Origin of the sequence: Epilithonimonas lactis (assembly GCF_900110605.1) — a bacterium.
GTDB classification, from domain to species: Bacteria; Bacteroidota; Bacteroidia; order Flavobacteriales; family Weeksellaceae; genus Epilithonimonas; species Epilithonimonas lactis.
Genome location: NZ_FOFI01000005.1, coordinates 1 through 22,122 on the forward strand (window position 1 = coordinate 1; position 22,122 = coordinate 22,122).

At 38.8% G+C, this 22,122-nt stretch carries 21 protein-coding genes and 1 pseudogene; 6 read left to right on the forward strand and 16 right to left on the reverse strand.

Annotation, left to right across the window (positions count from 1 at the left end):
- Nucleotides 1–370: 370 nt before the first annotated feature.
- Nucleotides 371–3,535, forward strand: coding sequence for an SIR2 family protein (locus tag BMW39_RS15855; protein ID WP_034978624.1), 3,165 nt, complete (start codon nt 371–373; stop codon nt 3,533–3,535).
- A 258-nt stretch (nt 3,536–3,793) separates the two neighbouring features.
- Here the strand turns inward: BMW39_RS15855 and BMW39_RS15860 are convergent, their stop codons facing one another.
- Nucleotides 3,794–5,287 carry a sensor histidine kinase gene (locus BMW39_RS15860; RefSeq protein WP_051880053.1) on the reverse strand — a complete coding sequence of 498 codons (1,494 nt, stop codon included), beginning with the start codon at nt 5,285–5,287 and terminating at the stop codon, nt 3,794–3,796.
- A gap of 928 nt (nt 5,288–6,215) precedes the next feature.
- On the opposite strand from BMW39_RS15860, the gene BMW39_RS15865 reads away from it, so the two are divergent.
- The 3 genes from BMW39_RS15865 to BMW39_RS15875 all read left to right on the forward strand — a co-directional run bounded on the left by BMW39_RS15865 (nt 6,216) and on the right by BMW39_RS15875 (nt 8,247).
- The gene (locus BMW39_RS15865) at nt 6,216–6,626 is read left to right on the forward strand and encodes a single-stranded DNA-binding protein (protein WP_034978696.1); all 411 of its coding nucleotides are present in this window, start codon (nt 6,216–6,218) and stop codon (nt 6,624–6,626) included.
- Nucleotides 6,627–6,668: 42 nt separating this feature from the next.
- Entirely contained in the window at nt 6,669–7,742 is a 1,074-nt protein-coding gene (locus BMW39_RS15870) for a DUF932 domain-containing protein (protein WP_034978622.1), read from the forward strand.
- A 61-nt stretch (nt 7,743–7,803) separates the two neighbouring features.
- On the forward strand, nt 7,804–8,247 hold the full coding sequence (locus BMW39_RS15875) for a JAB domain-containing protein (RefSeq protein ID WP_034978620.1): 444 nt from the start codon (nt 7,804–7,806) through the stop codon (nt 8,245–8,247).
- A 318-nt stretch (nt 8,248–8,565) separates the two neighbouring features.
- Here the strand turns inward: BMW39_RS15875 and BMW39_RS15880 are convergent, their stop codons facing one another.
- The 12 genes and pseudogenes from BMW39_RS15880 to BMW39_RS15935 form a co-directional block, all read right to left on the reverse strand.
- Nucleotides 8,566–9,555 carry a DNA adenine methylase gene (locus tag BMW39_RS15880; protein ID WP_034978618.1) on the reverse strand — a complete coding sequence of 330 codons (990 nt, stop codon included), beginning with the start codon at nt 9,553–9,555 and terminating at the stop codon, nt 8,566–8,568.
- Nucleotides 9,556–9,701: 146 nt separating this feature from the next.
- Nucleotides 9,702–10,142, reverse strand: a complete 441-nt coding sequence (locus BMW39_RS15885; RefSeq protein WP_034978616.1) for a DUF3872 domain-containing protein — start codon at nt 10,140–10,142, stop codon at nt 9,702–9,704.
- Between the two features lie 11 nt (nt 10,143–10,153).
- A complete protein-coding gene (locus BMW39_RS15890; protein WP_051880052.1) occupies nt 10,154–10,711 on the reverse strand; it encodes a conjugal transfer protein TraO in 558 nt (185 codons plus the stop codon).
- A gap of 7 nt (nt 10,712–10,718) precedes the next feature.
- On the reverse strand, nt 10,719–11,615 hold the full coding sequence (gene traN / locus BMW39_RS15895) for a conjugative transposon protein TraN (RefSeq protein ID WP_034978612.1): 897 nt from the start codon (nt 11,613–11,615) through the stop codon (nt 10,719–10,721).
- Nucleotides 11,616–11,634: 19 nt separating this feature from the next.
- Entirely contained in the window at nt 11,635–12,927 is a 1,293-nt protein-coding gene (gene traM, locus BMW39_RS15900; RefSeq protein WP_034978694.1) for a conjugative transposon protein TraM, read from the reverse strand.
- 4 nt (nt 12,928–12,931) lie between these two features.
- Nucleotides 12,932–13,201: a hypothetical protein gene (locus BMW39_RS15905; protein WP_051880051.1), complete on the reverse strand. Its 270-nt coding sequence runs from the start codon at nt 13,199–13,201 to the stop codon at nt 12,932–12,934.
- An 11-nt stretch (nt 13,202–13,212) separates the two neighbouring features.
- The gene (traK, locus tag BMW39_RS15910) at nt 13,213–13,836 is read right to left on the reverse strand and encodes a conjugative transposon protein TraK (protein WP_034978609.1); all 624 of its coding nucleotides are present in this window, start codon (nt 13,834–13,836) and stop codon (nt 13,213–13,215) included.
- Between the two features lie 12 nt (nt 13,837–13,848).
- Entirely contained in the window at nt 13,849–14,841 is a 993-nt protein-coding gene (gene traJ / locus BMW39_RS15915; RefSeq protein ID WP_034978607.1) for a conjugative transposon protein TraJ, read from the reverse strand.
- Between the two features lies 1 nt (nt 14,842).
- Nucleotides 14,843–15,475 (reverse strand): DUF4141 domain-containing protein, encoded by a 633-nt coding sequence (locus BMW39_RS15920; RefSeq protein WP_051880050.1) that lies wholly within the window; start codon nt 15,473–15,475, stop codon nt 14,843–14,845.
- Between the two features lie 28 nt (nt 15,476–15,503).
- A pseudogene (locus BMW39_RS15925) lies at nt 15,504–18,011 on the reverse strand (TraG family conjugative transposon ATPase).
- Nucleotides 18,008–18,340, reverse strand: a complete 333-nt coding sequence (locus BMW39_RS15930) for a DUF4133 domain-containing protein (RefSeq protein WP_034978690.1) — start codon at nt 18,338–18,340, stop codon at nt 18,008–18,010. Before BMW39_RS15930 ends, BMW39_RS15925 begins: the two are co-directional and overlap by 4 nt.
- Before the next feature lie 10 nt (nt 18,341–18,350).
- Nucleotides 18,351–18,656 carry a DUF4134 domain-containing protein gene (locus BMW39_RS15935; RefSeq protein ID WP_034978605.1) on the reverse strand — a complete coding sequence of 102 codons (306 nt, stop codon included), beginning with the start codon at nt 18,654–18,656 and terminating at the stop codon, nt 18,351–18,353.
- A gap of 208 nt (nt 18,657–18,864) precedes the next feature.
- On the opposite strand from BMW39_RS15935, the gene BMW39_RS15940 reads away from it, so the two are divergent.
- On the forward strand, nt 18,865–19,665 hold the full coding sequence (locus BMW39_RS15940) for a TIGR02391 family protein (protein ID WP_034978603.1): 801 nt from the start codon (nt 18,865–18,867) through the stop codon (nt 19,663–19,665).
- Between the two features lie 15 nt (nt 19,666–19,680).
- On the opposite strand, the gene BMW39_RS15945 is transcribed toward BMW39_RS15940, so the two are convergent.
- Genes BMW39_RS15945 through BMW39_RS15955 form a run of 3 tightly spaced genes read right to left on the reverse strand, consistent with a single transcriptional unit; the run spans nt 19,681 to nt 21,483 of the window.
- Complete coding sequence (locus BMW39_RS15945; RefSeq protein WP_034978601.1) at nt 19,681–20,304, reverse strand: hypothetical protein; 624 nt, start codon at nt 20,302–20,304, stop codon at nt 19,681–19,683.
- 11 nt (nt 20,305–20,315) lie between these two features.
- A complete protein-coding gene (locus BMW39_RS15950) occupies nt 20,316–20,711 on the reverse strand; it encodes a DUF3408 domain-containing protein (protein ID WP_034978599.1) in 396 nt (131 codons plus the stop codon).
- A 4-nt stretch (nt 20,712–20,715) separates the two neighbouring features.
- Entirely contained in the window at nt 20,716–21,483 is a 768-nt protein-coding gene (locus BMW39_RS15955; protein WP_034978688.1) for a ParA family protein, read from the reverse strand.
- Between the two features lie 37 nt (nt 21,484–21,520).
- Here BMW39_RS15955 and BMW39_RS19340 point away from each other — a divergent pair, with 37 nt between their 5' ends.
- The gene (locus BMW39_RS19340) at nt 21,521–21,691 is read left to right on the forward strand and encodes a hypothetical protein (RefSeq protein ID WP_175459336.1); all 171 of its coding nucleotides are present in this window, start codon (nt 21,521–21,523) and stop codon (nt 21,689–21,691) included.
- The last annotated feature ends 431 nt before the right edge of the window (nt 21,692–22,122 follow it).

Here is a 22,122-nt window from a genome sequence, read left to right on the forward strand (position 1 = left end):
GACAGTTCTTTCAGGTATGTTCCATTTTTTGGAAAATTCTGCTACTGATATATATTTCATAAGATTCTAGATAGCCTTCATCGGCAAAAATTACACAATTTTCACGATGCAAATATAAGTTTTTTTGCCGTTATTGGCATAATAAATAATAAATAGCACAACCCCTAATTAAAAAATCCAGATATATTTACGGGAAACCTTACACACAATTTAATTTTTGTTCTTAGTCTAGAACACTAAAAGAATTATTTCTACTATATGATATTTAAATTTTCTGTCATTAAAAATATTAAAACCTGTAAAAATTTTATACTATATTTATCAACATAAAAATGCAGAGGCCACGCTAAAAAATAGGATTATACAACCCATGATAATTGAAGAAAATTTACATTTAGATTATGACGCATTCTTGCGATCAATTAAAAGAAATATTGATGTCCCCCACTCCTTTCTTCTTGGCGCTGGAGCTTCAATAAGCTCAGGCATACAATCTGCGTACGACTGCATTTGGGAGTGGAAGCGTGATATTTATATTTCAAAAAATATAAATGCAGCTGAATACTACAAAAATCACAAGAATGAAAATGTACGGATAAGTATACAAAAATGGATCGATAACCATGGAGGCTTTCCGAAGATTGATGCTTCGGAAGAGTATTCTTACTATGCAGAAAAGGCCTATCCTATTGCTGAAGATCGAAGAAAGTATTTTTTTAGCCTCATTGAAAACAAACAACCATATATTGGTTATAAACTATTATGTTTCTTAGCAGGACAAGGCATCGTGAAGTCAGTGTGGACGACGAATTTTGACGGTCTTATGGTAAAAGCCGCACACCAAAATAATCTAACACCGATCGAAATCACGCTTGATAATGCTGAACGCATATTTAGAAACCAAAGTACAAAGGAATTAATGTGTATCGCATTACATGGTGACTATAAATACTCAACATTAAAAAACACTGATAATGAACTTGACTCACAGCACGAAATTTTCCAAGAACAACTTGCAAACTACCATTCGGATAAAAATCTTATTGTCGCTGGATATAGTGGCCGTGATGTCTCACTAATGAATGCTTTGAAGTCTGCATTCTCCAAAAGAGGCACTGGCAGATTATACTGGTGCGGGCATGGTGACAATATGAATATTGAAGTACAAGAACTTATCGAACATGTGAGAAAATCTGGCAGAGAAGCATTTTACATTTCTACAGATGGATTCGACAAAACCTTAATTCACCTTACTAAGACAATTTTTGAAGACAATAAGGAAATCTCTGACAAAATTCAAAAAGTCCTTGAAATATCTGACGATCAGGAAACGGTAAATACAGATTTCAAACTAAATTTCACCAAAACCGATAAATACATAAAAAGCAATCTTCACCCTGTTGTGTTTCCCCGGGAAGTATTTCAATTTGAAATAGATTATAAAAACGAAAGACCGTGGGCTTTCTTAAGAAAAATTACAGAAAACACAAGTATTTCAGCAGTTCCATTTAAAGGTAAAGTTTTTGCACTGGGTACATTAAGTGAGATTAATTCTGTATTTAGAGCTTACCTTAAAACTGATATTAAAAGGGAACAGATTTCACGTCAAGATGTAGAGAACGTCACTGTTTTTAAAAACCTGATGCTAAATGCCATCTTAAAATTCTTCTGCTCTACTACGCAGGTAAACTCAAATTACAGAGATAAAATTTGGATGAAGACTCACATCAGCCAACAAGGTGACATAACTGTTCATAAAGCGATTTACATCTCGCTCTATTTTGACAAGAACTCTGGCTTCGGTTATTTAGCTATTGCACCGACAGTTTATTTAAACTCCACCAAAGAAATTTCAAAATCTCTAAAACAGCAGATCAGTAAGAACATTCTAGAAAAGCTTTACAATCATAAATATGACGAGGAACTGCAACTGTGGAACGGACTATTATTTAACAATAGAAAACTGATTTTTGAATATCCGCCAAATTCAGGAACAGGTTTTGAATTTCAGATCAGCTCAAATACAGCGTATGGAGAAATCGACGTCATCGACAACAAATATCGTTCATATGCTCCACAGAATTATAATGGAAAGCAGACTCAATTTCGAGGAGTACAATTCTTGGAACCGCAGTTGATCTTTAAAAATACCTCTAGCGACAATGATTTCAAGGACTATCATCCAATGCGGGGACTTATTAATAATCGTCCGTATGATGTGAACCTTAATGGAATTATTCATTCAAATGAAATTAACCTTTCAGTTGTATGCGGAGGTAAATACTCAGAAAGATTTTTCAGCTTCCTTTCAGCCATTAATTCACGACATTCCACACAAAACATTAATACGGACTACCTGATAGATTATCCAGGGTTTGTATCGGCGTTTAATATTCCCATTAATATTCCGGCAACCAATGATAACACCATGTGGATGAACATTGAGTTTGTAGCGGAGAACTCAAAGCAGACTCATGAAAACGCAATCGCTTTGGCCAGACTTATAACAGACAGAATCCAAAAGATTTCTGCTATTCAAAGTTCGAGTACAGTTGTAATATTCATACCTTTAGAATGGCAGCCATTTGAAACATATATAAATGAAACAGAGAGTTTTGATCTTCATGATTATATCAAGGCTTTTGCAGCATCAAAAGGAATATCAACCCAACTTATTAGAGAAGATACGCTTGATGACAAACTGAAATGTCAAATATATTGGTGGCTTTCACTTTCATTTTATGTAAAATCACTAAGAACGCCTTGGATCTTAAATAATCAAGAAAGAAAAACTGCTTATGCGGGCATAGGTTACAGTGTTTCAAAAATCAAAAACAAACACGAAATTGTAATCGGCTGCAGTCACATATATGATTCTAATGGTCAGGGATTGAAATATAGACTTTCAAAAATCGATAATTATTTTTTGGATAAACAAAATAACCCTTATCTTTCTTATAAAGACGCATTTCAGTTTGGAGTATCAATTAGGGAACTTTTTTACGAGTCTTTAGATTCACTTCCTGAAAGGGTAGTTATTCATAAGCGCACACGATTTACCGAAGATGAAATTAATGGTATAAAGGCAAGTCTTAATCAGGCTGGTATCAAAAAGATTGATCTGATAGAAATTAATTATGATACTGACGCAAAATTTCTTGCGATGAGTGTTTATCAGAATAATCTTCAAATTGATAAGTTTCCAATATCAAGAGGTACTTGCATTGTCACTAATAAAAAGACGGCATTGTTATGGACACATGGAATAGTTCCTTCTGTAAAACAGCCAAATTACAAATTTTATCTTGGTGGCCGAAGCATTCCTGCGCCTGTTAAAATTACTAAACACTACGGAGAATCGAATATAGATGTAATCGCTACAGAGATTCTTGGTCTAACAAAAATGAATTGGAACTCACTAGATCTCTATTCTAAGTTGCCCTCTACAATCGACTCGTCTAACCAAATTGCTAAGATTGGTAAGCTACTGTCTAGATTTGAGGGTCGAAGTTATGATTATAGATTATTTATTTAAAGATATACAGAGGCTAAGCATTTTGCCAACTTAAAAATCAGTGGACGTGCGGACTTGCATTCATAAAATAAATAGAAGTTTCGATCGATACAATTATTCTGCTAGATCAAAAAATGCGTTGTTTTATGGTTATTGTTTTGTTTAAAAAGCATTGCTGCAGATTTATTATAGCCGTATATTCTGTTAATTCTTCTTTAAATATTGCCAGGCAGGAAGTATAAATAATTCAAAGGAATGATATACCTATCCGAGGTTGTATTAGCGAGGTAAGGCGAACCAAAATGTACTGCCTTTACCCAGAGTACTGTCTGCCCATATTCTTCCATTATGTCTGCTTACGATCTCATGGCAGATATAAAGACCGATACCCAAACCTGAAACTTTACCGTTGCTGCCTTCAACACGGTAATATCTGGAAAAAATATTTTGCAATTTTTCTTGCGCAATGCCAATCCCATAATCTTCGACACCTAATTTTATTTCATTAGATGCTTCAATCAAATATATTTTTAAACTATTGCTATTGGGTGAATAACGTATGGCATTGGTCATAAGATTTATTACGACCTGCTCAATTCGGTGCGAATCGCCGTTGACGATACATTTGGGACTTGCATTCTCAAAAGTTATACTATAGCCAGGATTTGCGTGGATAATCATATCGATAGCTTCTTCAATAACCTCCTTAAGATCAAAATCCTCTTTTTCGAAACGCATCTTACCTGCTTCAATCTTAGAAACATCCAGAAGATCATCCACAAGTGAAGAAAGTTTCTTTAACTGATGTTGCAACTTATCTACAAATGTTTTATTTTTTACATCCTGTTCCAGTCTTGCGAGAATTTGCAAATAAGCGCTCATGCTGGTGAGAGGTGTTTTGAGCTCATGGCTCGCAAGCGCTATAAAATCATCTTTTTTTGCATTCAGCACTTTCAGATGCTCATACAATCTAGCAGTTTCCTGCTGTGACGCCTGCTCCGCACTAATGTCTCTAGCTATCTTAGAAGCCCCAATGATATTGCCACTTTCATTGATAACCGGGGACACCGTTAAAGAGAGCGGCACCAATTTCCCATCTTTCGTTTTACGGATCGTTTGAAAGTGGTCGACTTTTATACCTTTGCTAACTTCTCCAATAATGTAGGTCTCTTCATCTAACCTGTCATCAGGAATAATGAGCGAAATATGTTTACCGATGGCTTCATCTTCTGTATAACCAAACATCTTTATAGCAGCAGGATTCCAACTGGTAATAATTCCTTGTAACGTTTTACTAATGATTGCATCATCTGAGGCGGAAACAATGGATGCAAGCATTGCCTGTTTCTCACGGGCTTTTTTGCGCTCCGAGATATCACGTGCAATTTTTGATGCACCTATAACCTTCCCGTCTCCATCTAGAATTGGAGATATAGTCAGTGACAAGGAAATAAATTTGCCATCCTTCGCCATTCTGACAGTTTCAAAATGTTCGACTTTTTCTCCCGCTTTTATCTGGCTGATAATAAAAGCTTCTTCATCTAATCGATCATCAGGAATAATTAGGGAAATATGTTTACCAATTGCTTCATCTTCTGTATAACCAAACATCTTTATGGCAGCAGGATTCCAACTGCTAATAATTCCATCAAGTGTTTTACTAATAATTGCATCATCCGTAGATGCGACAATTGCAGCCAGAATCGCCTGCTTTTGTTCCATAGGACTAAAATCAGACAATCGTAATTTCGGTAATTGAGCGTCTCCCTCCATAGCCGCAAATTTAGATATTTGTATATTATCATACAACTTGGCACTGTTTGAAATGCGTTATCGCGAGTATTTGCCACGTTAAATTGCCGGCAAGTTCTCAATCCTCAAACTGTTTTGAGCTGCCTCTATTTCATAGAAATTCTCTCATACTCATCTTAATTTTTCATCACACGAATACAGTAGGAATACAACATCGCCAATACAGAATTACGAGACAGTGTCTAGTATTTTCCGAAAGTTCCAGTTATTTCTTAAGAAATTCTCTTTTTGGAGATCAAATAAACTTCCTAATATATTATAATAATCGACAAAAAAACCTTCCTAGCCTTTCTACGATTTGCTTATTTAGATTTTAAAGCCTCTCTTTCGAATAACACATATCTTGTTTCGGAATCAATGATTTTTTCATTAATATCCATCATTTCATATCCTTGCCTTTTTAGCTTAGAATGAGAACTTTGGGGCAAACATTGAAATCCCAAACGAGCATGAAGAACTTTTGGAAACCCGGAGGCGAATTACTTTCGCTAAAAAATTCCTAGAAAATGAGAAATCATGATAATAGATGCATAATTACAATTAACATTATTTCGTTTATAACAGCCTATAAGTCATTTGGGAAAGAAAATAACTTTTAAGTACTTGAATTTTTTACAAGCAACCGGTAAAAAGGCAGCTAAGGTATATCGGTCATCCAATTCTTAATCCAGCAAAAAGACTACGGCATAAACGGTTTCCTCCCTAAAGGTACCCTCCAATTATTCCGTTTCCTTTTGGCTTCCCTCTTTGTCCGCTAAGATTATCTGCTTTCTTTTTTCCGGTTTTTCTTTTGAAAAATATTCAGCGAAGCCTGAAAGGCTTTTTGGGGACGGGTCGGAGAAAAGATTGAAAACAGATCAAAATGTACAATCTTAAAAAACCTAGGGTTATGAACATTATCGGAAGACTGACAAGGGATGCGGAAGTGCGCAACTTGTCCAATGAAAAACAGGTAGTTAATTTTTCAATTGCTACGAATGACAATTATCGCAACAAACAGGGCGAACGGATCGAACAGACCACCTATTTTGAGTGCGCCTATTGGATCTCTCCAAAAGTGGCCGATCTTTTAACAAAAGGCACTTTGGTAGAGTTAAGCGGAAGAGCCTACACCTCTGCATGGTTGGGAAAAGACGGAGAACCTCACGCAGGTCTGAATTTCCACACCTCACAGATCAAAGTTCACAGTAGTGGTAAAAGAACCGAAAACATCTCTACTAAGGCGAACAAAACAGATAGGAAGGAAATTTCCAATTCTAAATCCAACGACACTGACAAGGATGATGACCTACCATTTTAAAACAATCAACCAAAATTCTCTAACAATCAAAATATCAAAATCATGGCACATAATTTAAATTTCAACAACAGAACAGGAAAATATTCATTTTTCAGTGTAAGGGAAAAAGCATGGCACAACTTGGGGCAGGTCGTAGAAGAATACCCAACAAGTGAAGAAGCCATCAAATTTGCAGGACTTGACTACGAGGTAGAAAAGTCTCCCCTATTTACAAAAGGTGCAGGCATTATAGAAAATAGCAACGGAATAGAAATGATCGATTCAGAATTGGAAGTTTCTAACTATTTTGCTAATATCCGCACCGATAACAACACCGTTTTAGGCGTGGTCGGTAGAGACTACCATATCGTACAAAACCGTGAAGCCTTTTCATTTTTTGATGCTATTGTAGGCGGTGGAAAAGGAATCTTGTACGAGACCGCAGGAGCTTTAGGAAATGGTGAACGCATTTTTATCACCGCCAAATTACCCGATTACATAAGAGTTGGTAACGGTGACGATATTACAGAGAAATATATATTCCTTACCACCTCGCACGATGGGAGCGGAAGCATCACCGCCGCATTTACCCCTGTCCGCATTGTCTGTCAAAATACCTTGAATGCTTCTCTAAAAAATATAAGCAATGTGGTACGAATCAGACATACAGCAGGAGCAAAACAACGCTTGGAAGATGCCCACAAAGTCATGGGATTAGCGAATAAATTGAGTAATGAATTAGAAAGTACCTTTAACCATTGGGCAAAAATTACGGTCGGTGATGATGAAATGAAAAAGTTGATCCAATTGGCACTGTGTCCTAATAAAGTAATGCTGAACCATTTACAAAAAGGAAATTTTGATGATCTGTCAACCATATTTAAAAATACCGTTGAAGATGCATTTGCCTATGCGATGATCAGCGAAAGCCAACAAATGGAGACAACGAAAGGAACTTTGTTTGGTGCTTACAATGCTGTTACAGGTTACTTTCAGAATGTCAGAAATTACAAGGATAACGAAGCCAAACTTCAATCCATAGTCTTAGGAGGAACCGCACAGTTGAAGTCTCAAAAGGCTTTTGATCTTTGCGACAAGTTTGCCCGATCTGGCGCAGAAACTTTAATTATGAATTAACTATCAGTTTTAAAATTTAAGTACGGGAAATTCAAGTCTCTGCCGTACAAGAGCAACACCTATGAAATTCAATATTGTCAACGAGATAAAATTAAGTTATTCCAGAAAAGGAAATTCTGAGAAATTGGTCGGTAGTTCAAGAGATGCCGTTGAGGTATTCCGCGAGTACTTTGACCGTGATGAAATGGATTACAGAGAATCTTTTTTTGCGCTGTATCTCAATCAGGCTCACAAGGTTTTGGGAATTAGAAAAATTTCTGAATCAGGAATTTCTTCCACTGTTGTCGATGTCCGTATTATTATGCAGGCGGCACTGCTTTGCAACGCTTCAGCTGTGATACTGGCACATAATCACCCCTCCGGAAATTTAAAACCTTCTGCCGAGGATCTGAAAATTACGCAGAGCATTAAGAGCGCATCAGAATTTTTAAACCTTAAATTACTCGATCATTTCATTCTGACATCAACCGATCATTTATCATTTGCCGACGAAGGTCATTTATAAATGGATTCTGTAATTAATAAAATACACGGCAATATTTGAATTGTCGTGTATTTTCAAACACGGCGAAAAGACAATTCCTTCCGCTGGTCGGAAACGTCTTTTCGCATTAATAATGATACAACCCTTTTGATACGCCTTCTTTGTCCTTCTTTATCAAAACAGTTGCGGAAAGTTTTTTATGTCTTTCTTGAAAGACGGAGAAAAGATTATTTCTTTCTGCGGGCGAAAACATCTTTTTCAACCAATCGAAGCAACACATTTGAATTTCCAAAACAAAGATCTTCACTATTCAAAAAAGTTGCTGATTAGAATATCCATTTAATATTTCATTAAATGATGTAAAGATTCCTCAGTATAGGACTTTCTATCATCTGTATGACTTTTAAACCTTGGGTATTTTATAGATGAGCATTGATAGTACCCCAAACCCGTCATCATCTCTTTTATTCGGGATGATGAAATGAAACCCTCATTATTGTAGCTAAGAAATATATGCTTAAAATCAGCAGTATTGAGTATTTCCAGAAGCGCTTTATCCGCTTCTTTTTTCAGGCAGAATCTAGATGTTTCATAAGATCTTATTCCGGTCTTGCCTTTGGGTTTAAATTTGGTATCATAAATTGAAATGGTATTGAGCAAATGATAGTATGATCCGTATTCTCTAGCATTGTAAGGCGGATCCAAATATAATATGTCTCCTTTGATATTTTTAATCAGCATATTGCTATCATCTTTGTGGACTTTATATTCTATTAATCTCACAGCCCTTTTAATGGGATTTAGTTCAATAGTAAACGTCGCTGTTTTTTTCAACTTTTTTAAGTAAGCGCAATAAACAGATGCAGTGTTAGCAATCTTATCTGCGGCGACAAGAAGTGTCGCTATCAACAAAATATACAAGTCCTCATTTATTTCAGAACATTGAAACAGTTGTTCAATGTTCAGCCTCATCGCATCAATTTTCTTTCCATTGTTTGCGGAGAAATATAATCTCCCTGCCGTTCCTGATTCCGAGTATTCCTGAAATATAAATCCTTCCACCCCTTCTAATTGATTGAGTTCGTCAAGTACCAACTGGTATTGCCGCCCGCCTACTTCACTGTAAAATGCGGAATTGAGAACATAGCTGTAATATTCACGGTCATTGTACCCAATACTCTTAACTTTATTATAAAAACAATTCCCCACTGCTCCTGTTCCTGCGAACAGATCGAAGAAACTGCAATCAGACAGTTTCTGATCTACAGAGTTTGATATGACATTGTAGATAAAACTTGACAGTCTTATTTTAGATCCCAGATAATTCATTTTTTATTTGCAATCTCCTAAATGAAGAGGCTGAAACTTTATTCAGTCTGTTATTGACCTGATTTTGCTCTGAATGTCATTATGATTTTAGTTATGAAAAAACGGCTTGGTTTTACACCAAGCCATCTACAAGTTAACGTTATTTTTTACGACGCATTGTCAAATTCAAAATCAACCTTCCGTTCGTTTCCAAAACTATCTTTGATCCAAATACTGAACTGATGGGATTCCGAAGCTTGAGAGGTGTAGTAAAGCCTGAACTGCTTTTGCTTTAATGGATATTCGTCATTAGGCAGGTAGGGCTCATCGTTGTAATAGCGAAGTTGACCGGAGCCTTCAAACTGAAAATAACGGATTCGGTACGAGGTTCCATCAAAATTGGAAGAAGTGAGGAGCGAAATACGAATTTCTACGGTTTCCTTCTCTGCTATTTTCGATGGAACAGGCAATATTTCAACCTCGAATGGGAAGTCCTGCTGGATTTCCAGATCGTTGTCTTGACAAGAATTCATTAGCAAACTGACGATAAACATGAGCAACGAATACCTGAACAATATTGATAATTTACGTTTGATGACATTTTTCATTTTGTAACATTTTAAAAATTAAATCGCAGTCCAAAACCAAACAAAGCGTGAAGCTGTCCAAGCTGACTATTCTGCAAATAGCGCAATTGACCATTGACCAGAAAAACCAGTTGTTCCGTCAGGTAGCTTTCCAAGGACAGCTTACCATTGGCACCGTAAATAAAATTCCCGGTAGAATTAATAATAGAGCCATCATAGATCATTTCATTTCCCTTATTGATTTGTTCATAACCTGCGAGCCCGCCTATGCCTAGATTTAAATTGACATTTCGCATCAGGTCTCCCCACAGATAAAGGCTATATCCTCCATTGAACAAAAACGTATCAATCGGAATATCGTAATGGGTATATTCGCTATATTGTCTGTTGTATTCCGCATATCCGAAAAGATAATTACCGTTTTTAGCATAGGAAATTAGACCTGCACTTAATGCATAATTGTATTTCTCAGGAGACTGCGGAAATACGGAATACGACACTTCTAAACCCTTTTGCTTCAGGATCATTTGCTGAGCATAAGTCATAATATTCATCAGCAGTGCTATTATTATTAAAAATATCTTTTTCATCATACCTCTATTTTATAGTTAAACCGCTAATCAATCTTGCATTGATGAGATCTTTATTTTCAAGTTCTACTTTCTGATGCCGTCCACCATTTTTTTCCAGAATTTCGATTTCTAAAACCTGATCTTTCAAAAGCGTAAACTGATCCAATAAATAAATTCCCATCAGGTCGGAATGGTGAGAAGCTGAAGTAAGCGGCATATTGACCCGAATCGGCACTAATAATTTGTCCTGAACAACGGTTCTTTTTAAAATCTTCTTGTCGACAATTTTGAAAGTGACCCATTCGATTTCATAGGCTACATTACTGCTGTTGTTAAGCTGTAAAGTAAAATAGTATTTGTTGTCATTGACATGGAGTGCTCTCACTGAGAACTGAATTCCAAAGCTCTTAGAAGCAATGTGTTTGATCGTTCTATGGCTTTTTTCATACAGATTTTCCATGATCAGTTCTGTTAGGGAAGACGAACTTCCCTTGAGGTCTTCAAACAAAACATCCGTAGAATATTGTTGTTCCATGCTTCTTTGCTGCTTTAACAAATCATAACTGAGCACGTCCGGAAAAGAACTGTAATAGACATCAAAGTTGTAAAACTTCCCATCCTCTGTGATTACCGAAAAATTCGTTTCTTCTTCAAAATCCCTGACGGCAGATTTGACACGAAGAACATTTCCGATAGGATCAGCCTTACTGGCGATCAACAGATCACTTCCGAGGTCAACGTAGCGGATTCGTGAAGGAAACAGCAGATGGGAAGTCTTGTTGTACGTGACCTGCATTTTGAAGGATTTTAATTTTGCCTCTTCCAATGGCAGATGACTTGAGATAGAATCCTGAGCGGACGATCTGCTCGCAAAGAGCAGAAACAGAATTATCAAGAGATAATGACTTTTATTTTTGTTCATTTTTCTTTAATTTTTGTTGTTATTTTTTAGATATCAGAAATACCTGGTGACCAGACTTTACAGTGACTTTGGGCTGTCTGACTCGTTTTTGGAAATAGCCCGACAAGCCTTGCAACACGCCCCTGCTCATGTCTGCAGCGATCTGTTGACCTGCTGATTGGGTCATCATAATGTTGGTGCCCGAAGTTTGCCCCATACTGCCCACAATGTCGGTTACGGCATTTTGTTCCGGTGAATATGGAACATACAAACCTGGCTGACCATCATTGTCATAAACATTGATTTCTACTGGGTAGATACTGCCCTGATATTCGATGGATGAAATGATAAGCTGCAGTCTCCCACCTTGAAACTTTCCTGTAGCTTTAAGTGAGATTCCGGCGAGAATCTCCTTGCGGCCGAGGCGCATATTTTCCACAAGTCTTATGGATAAAGTACTTTCAGAAGTCACTGTCTTTGTTTCCTGTATAGTGCCTTTAATCGCATTACCGACTTGCCTGTCATCCTTAATATCATGGCCAGATCCAAAAAAACGATCATTCAAACTTGTTATAAATGCACTGTCTGACGGTTCCCTGTACAAGGATGAGACAACATTTTGACGGACTGGTTTTGCTGCTGTGAAAAGCGGATCCTTTTGAGTAGATGGTTTCACATCATCTGTTCCAGATACTGATCCCTCCTCCTTATTATTGACAGGGAGATACTTGGCAGCCATCTGGTAGGATTTCTCCATCAGTTCCAGCTGGTCATTGACGCCCATACCTGCAGGGACAGCATTGTTCTGAAGAGCCTCATTCTTTAATCTGGAGATTTCATTTCTGAGGTTATTTACTTCACGATCGTCACGACTGTAGAAGGAACTCAATGTTTGCTGCGCATTGCGATAACTTTTGACAGCATTCTGATCAGACGGTGGAAGGCCGTCCGAACTGCCTGTCAGTGGATTTCCGTCGGGATTACTGCCTTGATTGTTTTCGTCAGACCAGTAATCCGATAAAGTGGTGATCGCATTTCTTTTCGCTTCATCTTTTTGCTCGAGGAGCTGCTGTTCATACGCTTTTTGTTTATCAGATTGCAGCTGATCATCTTTGGCCTGCGGGATACCCGCATTAAAACCGGAATCATCAACAATTGTATTCTCCTTAGGCTTAAAAATGAGGTAAAAACAACCTGCACAAAACGCTGCCATCAAAAAATAAATGACCGGCTTCTTTAGTCGCTCCCACTGTGAATTCTGAAAGTTTTTTGGTTCTTGCTCAGATTGCGGTGAATCACCTTCAGTGATCTTAATTGTATTTGAATCTTTCATAAGTTTATCTTTTAATCGGGGCATTCGTGCGGTTATCATTTGCAGTATTTCCCACATCAACGCGGTCTGAAAAGGTGGTGATGTGACTGATCGAGATGGTGTTATTCTTATTTCCAGTCGAAATGGCTATGCTTACCAGCACAGCAACTGTAAGAACGACATAACATCCAAAAAAAAGCTTAGTCATTAACCGCTGCTGCACCGTGGGTAGCGCTTTCCATTTTTGATCTGCCTTTAAGACATGGCGTTCTATTATATCTCTTATTTTTTTCATTGTTCTTATTGTTAACGTTCAACAGTTTCAACATCTTTGTTTTCAACGACATTGAATTTTTCAATGGTAAATCCCTGGGGATTGCTGTCTGACCGCACGGAGTTCACTAATGAACAGTTGGTGATTAGACTTCGTATCGTCAGATTACTGGACCTGATAATGAACTGTCTTGCATACGTCTTGACCGAATATGGATAATTGTTAAAATCAGCCACCACACTGTCAACCTCGACCCTCTGCTGGATGTTCCCTGAGATGATCCTATTATAATAGCCCTTCTCCTGAAGGTCTTTATAATAATCGAATGCAGACTGGTCTGCCAGATTGAAAGCTCTTTTGACATTGCTTTCAATGGCATTTTTATCCGGTGCAACAGTGAAGAACAATTCATGGAATCGTCTTACATGCTCTCTCGCTTCAACGGGTCTGTTGATCGACATATCCTGCGAGAGTGCTACCATCAGCGACTTGCCGTTATCCAATACATAGATCTTCTGACGTTGCTCTTCAGCAAATTGGTAGGACTTGATAACAACAACGCCCACTACTGCAAAGCAGAGTACCGCAAAAACAAAGGTGAATAAGCGGATCTGCTTGAAGCTGCTCTCTATATTTCTTAAAGTTTTAAATTCCATTGGATCGTATTTTTATTTTAATAGTCTGCCTGAAATATTCCCTGTTGCCGAACCCGCTGCCGCTCCTGCAATGTTGCCTGATTTTGTAGCGGTCTGGTTGACATTGCGCATAAAGTTTCCGGCACCACCTGCCTGAATGATCCATCCTGTGACAGTTGGCACCGTAAAATATCCGACAACACCGATGACCATATAGATGATGTAGACGGTATTAGAAGTATCAGGAATGAAGTTCGGGTCTGCCAGCATTTCAATATCTTTCTCAATGATGAGTGTTTGAATTTTGGCCAGTATGGCACTGAAAATATCAGCAACCGGCAACCATAGATAAACACTGATATATCGCGTCAGCCATTGCGTCAGTGTGGTCTGAAAACCATCCCATACAGAGATGGCAAATGCAATGGGTCCCAAAATAGAAAGTACAATGAGGAAAAAGGTCCGGATTGTATCAATCACCAACGCTGCGGACTGGAAGAGGATTTCTAAGAACTCTCGAAAACCGTCCCTGATCTGCTTCTTAATATCAAACATTTCTCTCTCAATGTACATTCCTGACATCGTGACCAGATCAGATGGCGACCAGCCTAGCTCGTCAAGCTTTTTGTCAAATTCCTCATCCGAGATCAGATACGCCATTTCGGGATTCCTGAGCATGGCCTCTCGTTCGAGAAGATCTTTTTTTTGCTGCAATTCGTTCAGATCCAACACCTGATTCTCCAACATTGAATGGCTACCCTGAACGATCGGGCTTAAAACACCGTTAATACTTCCCAGTACCAATGTTGAAAAGAACATAATGCAGATGCCGATGGCAAATGGTCTTAGCATTGGAAACAGGTCGATCGGTTCGGCACGGCTGAGTGACTGCCATACCTTGATGGCCACATAGAACAAGGCGCCCAGGCCAGCCACGCCCTTTGCGACCGCGGCCATATCGGCACACAATGGCATCATCTCATCATAGACCGAACGAAGGACTTCGTGTAAATTGCTAGGTTCCATCTTACCAGTATTTTTGATTTGATGTACCGTAAAGATCCAATACCCTTTGGGTATTGTTCTGTTTTTTTGCTCTCAAATAGCTGACAGAAATATTCTTATTTGTGTAGTATCTTACAAGATTATGGTACTCTTTGACCTCTTTGTACACTCGGTCGATCACATCCATTCTTTCTTTATCATTGAGCGAAAGGCCATTTGCCGTAATGATCTCTTTTAGCTCTTTCAGCAGTTCTGTACTTTCGGTCAGTAATGCTGAGTAGCCGTTTGCGATCGCCGTCAGCTCCTGGGCATTGAAGTTGGGATCATTGAGCATCTTGCTGAAATTGGTGACGTATATTTCTGATACGTCTCCTACCATCAGAACGGTCTGCTGAACTTTTCGGGCATCTTTGACCAGATTATTGATGGCTTTCAACTTATCATAATATTCCTTACCCTGCTCATATACTTTCTTAACTTCGTTGAAGTTCTTGACGACATTGGAAACGGTTGATGAGGTCTGCACAATTTCATTGGCGGAGTTCAGAATTCCTGATGCGAGGTTAGCCGGATCGGTCACTACGAATTGTGCTTTTGCGTAAGTTGCGGTTGCGAAAATTGCTACCATTGCTGTTTTGATGATGAAATTTTTCATTGTTTTTAAATTTTAATTGATTGAATAATTAATTGTCTTTGTTCGATTTGATTCTTTTTAAAGAAATCCTCTTGATGGCATGTTCTACATTGCCGTCAAGTTCCGAAGCGAGATTCATGACTTCCATCTTCTCTGTTTCTTCAGTGGTATAAGCTAGATATTCTTCGGTCGAAACCTCCGTAGCGTAGACCGCAGAGTGCGTTCCGCCCAGTCCGATCCAGACTTCTTTGTAGAGTCTTCTCGGATCGTTGTTCATATTGATGGAAAGCACTTGGGATTTTTCCTTGTCCGTGAGCCCAAGCATCGCCTGTATATCATCGAATTTGTTCATGTACTTACGCTGATCCAACAGGATCTTGCAGTCTGAATTGTTGATGATACTTTCCTTGACAATCGGTGACTGGATGATGTCGTCCACTTCCTGCGTGACCACAATAGCTTCTCCGAAGAATTTTCTTACCGTTTTGAATAGGTACTTGATGTACTCTGCCATACCCTCTTTAGCAATCGCTTTCCAGGCTTCTTCGATGAGGATCAGTTTTCTGATGCCCTTGAGTCTTCGCATCTTGTTGATGAAAACCTCCATAATGATAATGGTCACGATCGGGAACAAAATCTTATGATCTTTGATGGCATCAATTTCAAATACGATAAAGCGCTTGGACAACAGATCCAGTTGCTTTTCCGAATTTAACAGGTAATCGTACTCTCCACCTTTATAATATGGTTCCAATACATTGAGAAAGTTGGCGATATCAAAATCCTTTTCCCGAACTTTCTTATGGTCAAGGATTTTTTGATAATCATCCGTGACATAGTCATAAAAGCCATTGAACGATGGAAATTGATCACTGCGTTTGATCTGTTCAATGTAGCCGCTTACTGCATTGGATAAAGCCACCTCCTCTGAGCGCTTGGGTGGCTCATCATCCCGTTTCCACAAAGTCAAAATCAAGGTTTTGATACTTTCTCGCTTTTCAATGTCAAAGACGCCGTCATCGGTATAGAATGGATTGAAGGCGATCGGATTGTCTTCGGTATAGGTAAAATACACGCCGTCTTCCCCTTTTGTCTTGCCCTTGATCAGTTCACACAATCCCTGATAAGAATTTCCGGTATCAACCAGCAGCACGTGGGCACCTTGCTCATAGTACTGTCTGACCATGTGGTTGGTGAAAAATGATTTTCCGCTTCCTGAAGGTCCCAAAATAAATTTGTTCCGGTTGGTAATGATCCCCTGCTTCATCGGAAGATCGGAAATATCCAAATGAATAGGCTTTCCGGTCAGACGGTCAGCCATCTTGATCCCGAAGGGTGATGGGGAGTCCTGATAATTGGTTTCTTCTGTGAAAAAACACAAGGCTGGTTCGATGAACGTGTAAAAGCTTTCCTCACTCGGAAAGTCACCTGCATTTCCCGGAATACCCGCCCAGTAAAGCGTTGCCGTGTCGGTGGTATTATGTCTGGGCTTGCATTCCATCAAAGCTAAGGCACTACCGGTATCATTCTTCAGCTGTTTCAATTCTGAAGGATTATCAGACCATGACATCACATTGAAATGTGCACGGACGGATTGCAGACCGTATGAATGGGCTTCATTCAAATACTTTTCTATCCATTCCTTATTAATCTGGTTCGCCCTGCTGTATCGTGCCAATGAATGCATGTTTCTGGCAGACTTTTCAAATTTACTCAGGTTCTCTTCGCTGTTGTCAATAAACAAATATTGGTTGTACATGTGATTGCAGCTTAATAAGAGTCCTACCGGAGATGCGAAAGACAATAGGCAGTCACTTCTGTCGGTGCTCAGTTTTTCATATCGGCTATGAGATGAGACCGTCCCAGGCAGATCATCCGTATCGGATAAAGTATGCATACTGATACGGTTGTTGCCGATACGCATTTCTTCTGATCCGAGTTTGATGTCCTGCAATGATGGATTCACTTCTCTAGACAAGGTCAGGTACTGTTCCAATATTCCAGACTGTTCAGCGGTTCCTGAGATCTCATCTTCGGTCATTCTTTTCAAATGGATGTAACCGCTGTCGTTTATAATTCTTTCGAACTGGTCGACAGCTTCCATAAAGCGGTTGATCACTTCTTTGTCCTTGATCTCCTTCGGGATCAGCTTACCCTTGCAGAGGGACGAAAAGTTGCTCTGCATCCGCATTCGTTCTTTACTGGTTTTCGTGATGAACAGGTAACAGTAATGGTTTAAAAAAGGTCTCTCATTGAAATGTCGTTCAAAGGATTTTGACAGAAAACTCTGGTCTTCTCTCGAAAGATCAGGATTGTAGTTTTCTTTGATAAATCAGTCTTGCTTATGCACGACCGTAAAGTCAGGCAGGGTCTTGATGGCCTTGAACCAGGCTGAGTGCATCGCTTCATATTCTGCCGATGCGACAGTGAATAGTTCAGGAAGTCTGACCTTGAAGCAAACCGTGACATCCGCATCTTTTGAAATAATACAATCGTTCTCAATCGCAAGCAGTGGAAATTTACTCTCCAGCGTTGCGGCTTTGGAGGTATTTCTCATGCTGAAGTTTTTTGAAGGTTACTTTTCAGGTAGCGATAGATGCATTTGCGGCTGATGATGTATTTTGGATGCTTTTTTTGAGCGCCTAATTTCATCAGTCCGTGCTCGCCGTATTTTCCATTCAGCGAGAAGGTCTGCCAGATTAGTATGGCACTACTTGCTCCGCCAATCGTAAGGCAGAGATAGGTATTGACACCAGCCATATACATGACCATTACGCTTACGAGTATCCCCAATAATCCTCCTGCAAAAATGAACAGGTATTGGGCTTTTAGCCCTTTGAACTCTACCGTCCTTCCGATGCCTTTGTTGATATGATAGGTATTCATGATCATCATTTTAAAGGAAGAATGAACGAAGGATCGTTGCTGCCACGATCAGAAAAATACACGCACCAAACCAGCTGGCAGCAGTCTTGCTAGTGTCGGGATCACCACTACTGAACTTGTTGTAAACCTTAACCCCACCGATCAGTCCCACGACAGCCCCGATCGCATAGATGAGTTGTGTTGCAGGCTCAAAATAAGAGGTGACCATCTGGGTCGCTTCGTTGATTCCTGCCGTACCGTTTCCCTGGGCGAAAGCGCAGGAAGCAAAAACTATTGCTAACATCGTAAACAGCAGCTTTTTTCTTTGTTTTTCCATTTTACAAAATTTAGTTGGTTACTGAGAACTGCACTCTGCATTACTCAAAAGCAAATTTGTTATGGAAAAACGGGGTGTTTTTTAACTGTCTTTGAGGGGTGATATTTGGCGCTTTATGACCTAATTGCTTTTATAATTTTGTATTTTAGCAATTGATCTCATAATGTTATGAGGTATATTATATAATAACATCAAAGAATAAAGTATAATGGCCAATATAAAACGTCCCATGTTTACACCTTCCGTCTTAGAAGGATTATGCAAAACAATCGGTGACACAGTTGATGGTCTGACAGGAAGTGAAATTGGGCATATACTTCTAAATGCTGATATTGCAGACATTGATCCCACAGCGACCAAATGGAAAAGACTTTACGCAGCGTTTGTTGACTGGCAAAATAAAAATCAATGTTCAAATCACATACTTCGATTTGTACAAGACGCTTTACAGCCGGTAAGATACCTACAAAAAGAGGAATTATTTCACAATCGTAGGCTGGAAGTCAACAAACGTTTACTTTTTATTGGTGTTGAACTCTCTGAAGAAGGAAAATATAGGATTGTAGATAAAGCAACAACTATTGCTGAAGCTGAGCAACGTTCAAACCGTTTGAAGCAGAAATTAGAAAATAGAAATACCCATATAAAAGTTTTTGAGTATTGTACTGCTGAATTATTGGTTGAAAACTATTTTCATGCAGTTTTTGAAGCTACAAAAAGTATTGCTGACAGATTGAGAGATATGACGGGTTTGCACACTGATGGTAATGCTTTGGCAGATACTTCATTTTCTACCACGCAACCATTGATAAAAATTAATAATTTTTTGACAGCAACTGATAGAAGTGAACATATCGGTTTGGGGAGTTTTATAAAGGGAATTTTTGGTTTAATCAGAAATTCGACCGCTCATGAACCGAAAATCAAATTTGATATCAACGAGGAAGAGGCTCTGGATATTTTAAATACTATTTCCTATATCCACAAAAGACTTGATAAAGCATTATAAAAAAAGGGAGTCCATTTAAATGAACTCCCCAATATCGAAACCTTCTGCACCATCTTTATGCTTGAAAGAAATTCTCTGATCTTCATTCGAAGTACTATTACTCAACAAAGCGGCAATTCGTTTTGAAGCGTCATCCAATGAATTTTCTAAAAGATCAAAAAGCTCGGTTCCCTGAATTTTTTGAATAATGGTAACTGCTTGTTGTTCTAAGTCAGGCTCCAGCACATCTTGCTGAAGCAACTGTCCCGCAGTACTCAATTCCTGAAAGGTAACCCCTGTAGCAAACCCGCTTTCTATTTTAGAATCATCCTGATACTGCCAGTCCTCTTCCTCGTCTTCCCAATCATTATTTATGACAAGTATCTCGTCAAGTTCTTTCTTTGAAGCCGTATTTTCAATTACTTCCTCTTTGGTTTCTGAATCAAAATTATTTGCTTTTGTTACGACAGATTCACCTTGGCCCTGTTCGGCATTAAATGGCTGTAACTTTCTTTTTTCCATCCTTGTTTTCCCCATAATAGAGGGCAAAGCTTGGTGAGTTTCAGTACTTTTTTCCTTAGGATGGTGATTTGTAGATTTCCTCTCCCACATTAGTAGGATAATTATGAGTAATAATGCTATGATGATTAATTGTTCCATAAGATGATTAATTAAAAGATTGGACGGTATTTATTGTTGAAATCATCGGTGATCTCTCTTTCAAACGTTTCAAAATGGTACGCCAAAATATTATCGAGATAAGCATATAAAGGAATTTGATCTTCGGCAATGATCTGGATGATACGAGAAAGTCGTTCATGATATTCCGGACGGATGTAGATACTTTTATCACCACGCTTGGTCATGGTGTGATGCGTAAGAAACTGCTCAGCATAGGTATTTTCAAGACTTTTTCGGTTCTTCAGTTTTGGTTTCGTGATCGGCTTTTCCTTTTCAGAATCACGTACCTCGTTCTGCGATTCCTTCTTTGTATTTCCTGCCATGATAGACATTAGATATTGTTCATCGATATTGTTTTCTTCGTTGTTCTTTTTATCACTGTCCATCTTTTTACAATTTTACAATTCTTAAAAACTCATCCATAAACTGATCCAATCGGCATATGGTCATCAACTTAGGGTCTGCCGGCAGTAATGTCGAACGGAAAACAGTTTTTGCAACCGTCTCCCCTTCTTTACGAAATCTCTTGCTGTCTGTGATGGATGTTTCCATCAATTGAAGTCCCAGATCTTTGATTACCTTGTTGTAATTTTCATACAATGGTGTTTTCTCCCTGCCATCGACCTGGTTCCAGAACAGCTGTATGCTTTTGATCTCAGTATGCTTTTTCTTCACCAAGACGTTGGTCAGGACATCCGTAAAACTCAGGGTGCTTTCAAGAACAACCCGGTCAGCCGTTATAGGTGAAAAGATATAGTGAACATTGGCAAGTGTACTCAAGATGCCAGCCGTATTGACCGTTCCGGGAAGATCCAAGAAAACGATATCCGGAACAACTTCGGAATTATCAACATACGCTTCAAGCTCTTGCAAAACCGTATCAGTTTTGCTTTGGAAAACAGGGTAGGCTTTTTTGTTGATGCTGGTGAACTGCTTATGAGCCATTTTTTTTAACACCTCATTTTGCATCACTGTTTTAAGATCCCTTTCCCTCATTTGTATCAAACTATATTGCGGGAAGTCACAATCGAACACTGCGACTTGATAACCCAATCGATAATGAAGAATACTGGCTAAAAGCGCTGTGAAAGTACTTTTTCCCACGCCTCCTTTTTGAGTGGAGAAGGCAATAATGACTGGTTGTTTTTCTGTTTTCATTTTTTTGATTTTATAGTTGAACATTGGTAGTCGGTATATGAGTAATAACATTTTGCCAGCAGTCTTAAACTACATCTGGATCTCCGGGAATCTGACTGGGCTGAAAGCACTATTGCCATCCAATCTTACGGTAAGAATTCAATCATTCAGTTGGTCTTTCTTGCTAGAATCCTATATGTACGCATATCAGGTCATACTTCCTGACTGATCTTTATCCTGCGGGAATTCCGGATGTCCGAAAAGCTTGAATTCCTGAATTCCAGAATGTTTGCCTTCAAGATCTCAAACAGTTTTGCCATACATCAGTCCTGCCGACCTTCTTGTACAAATAAATAACATCCTTTTGTATTCAGCTTCTGAGTGGTTGTCTTTGACTCGCAGTGGTCTTGTTTGGCCTTATGAACTTCAGAGAATCTGTGAAGCATTGTGGTTTACTTTGTCAAAGGATGATTGAATGGATTTAAGCTCTAAATTTTTACACATAGTAAGAGCATGTAATGCTGGATTGGATCCATTGTATTGTGGATTTAGCCTTTCACCCGAAGGGGCAAGTTGTGTTTTGAGCATCTCGAAACGTTTTCGGATGCTCAAAACAACTTGCCCTGCCGGGAGCTGAAAAACAATCTCCGAAGTCGATGT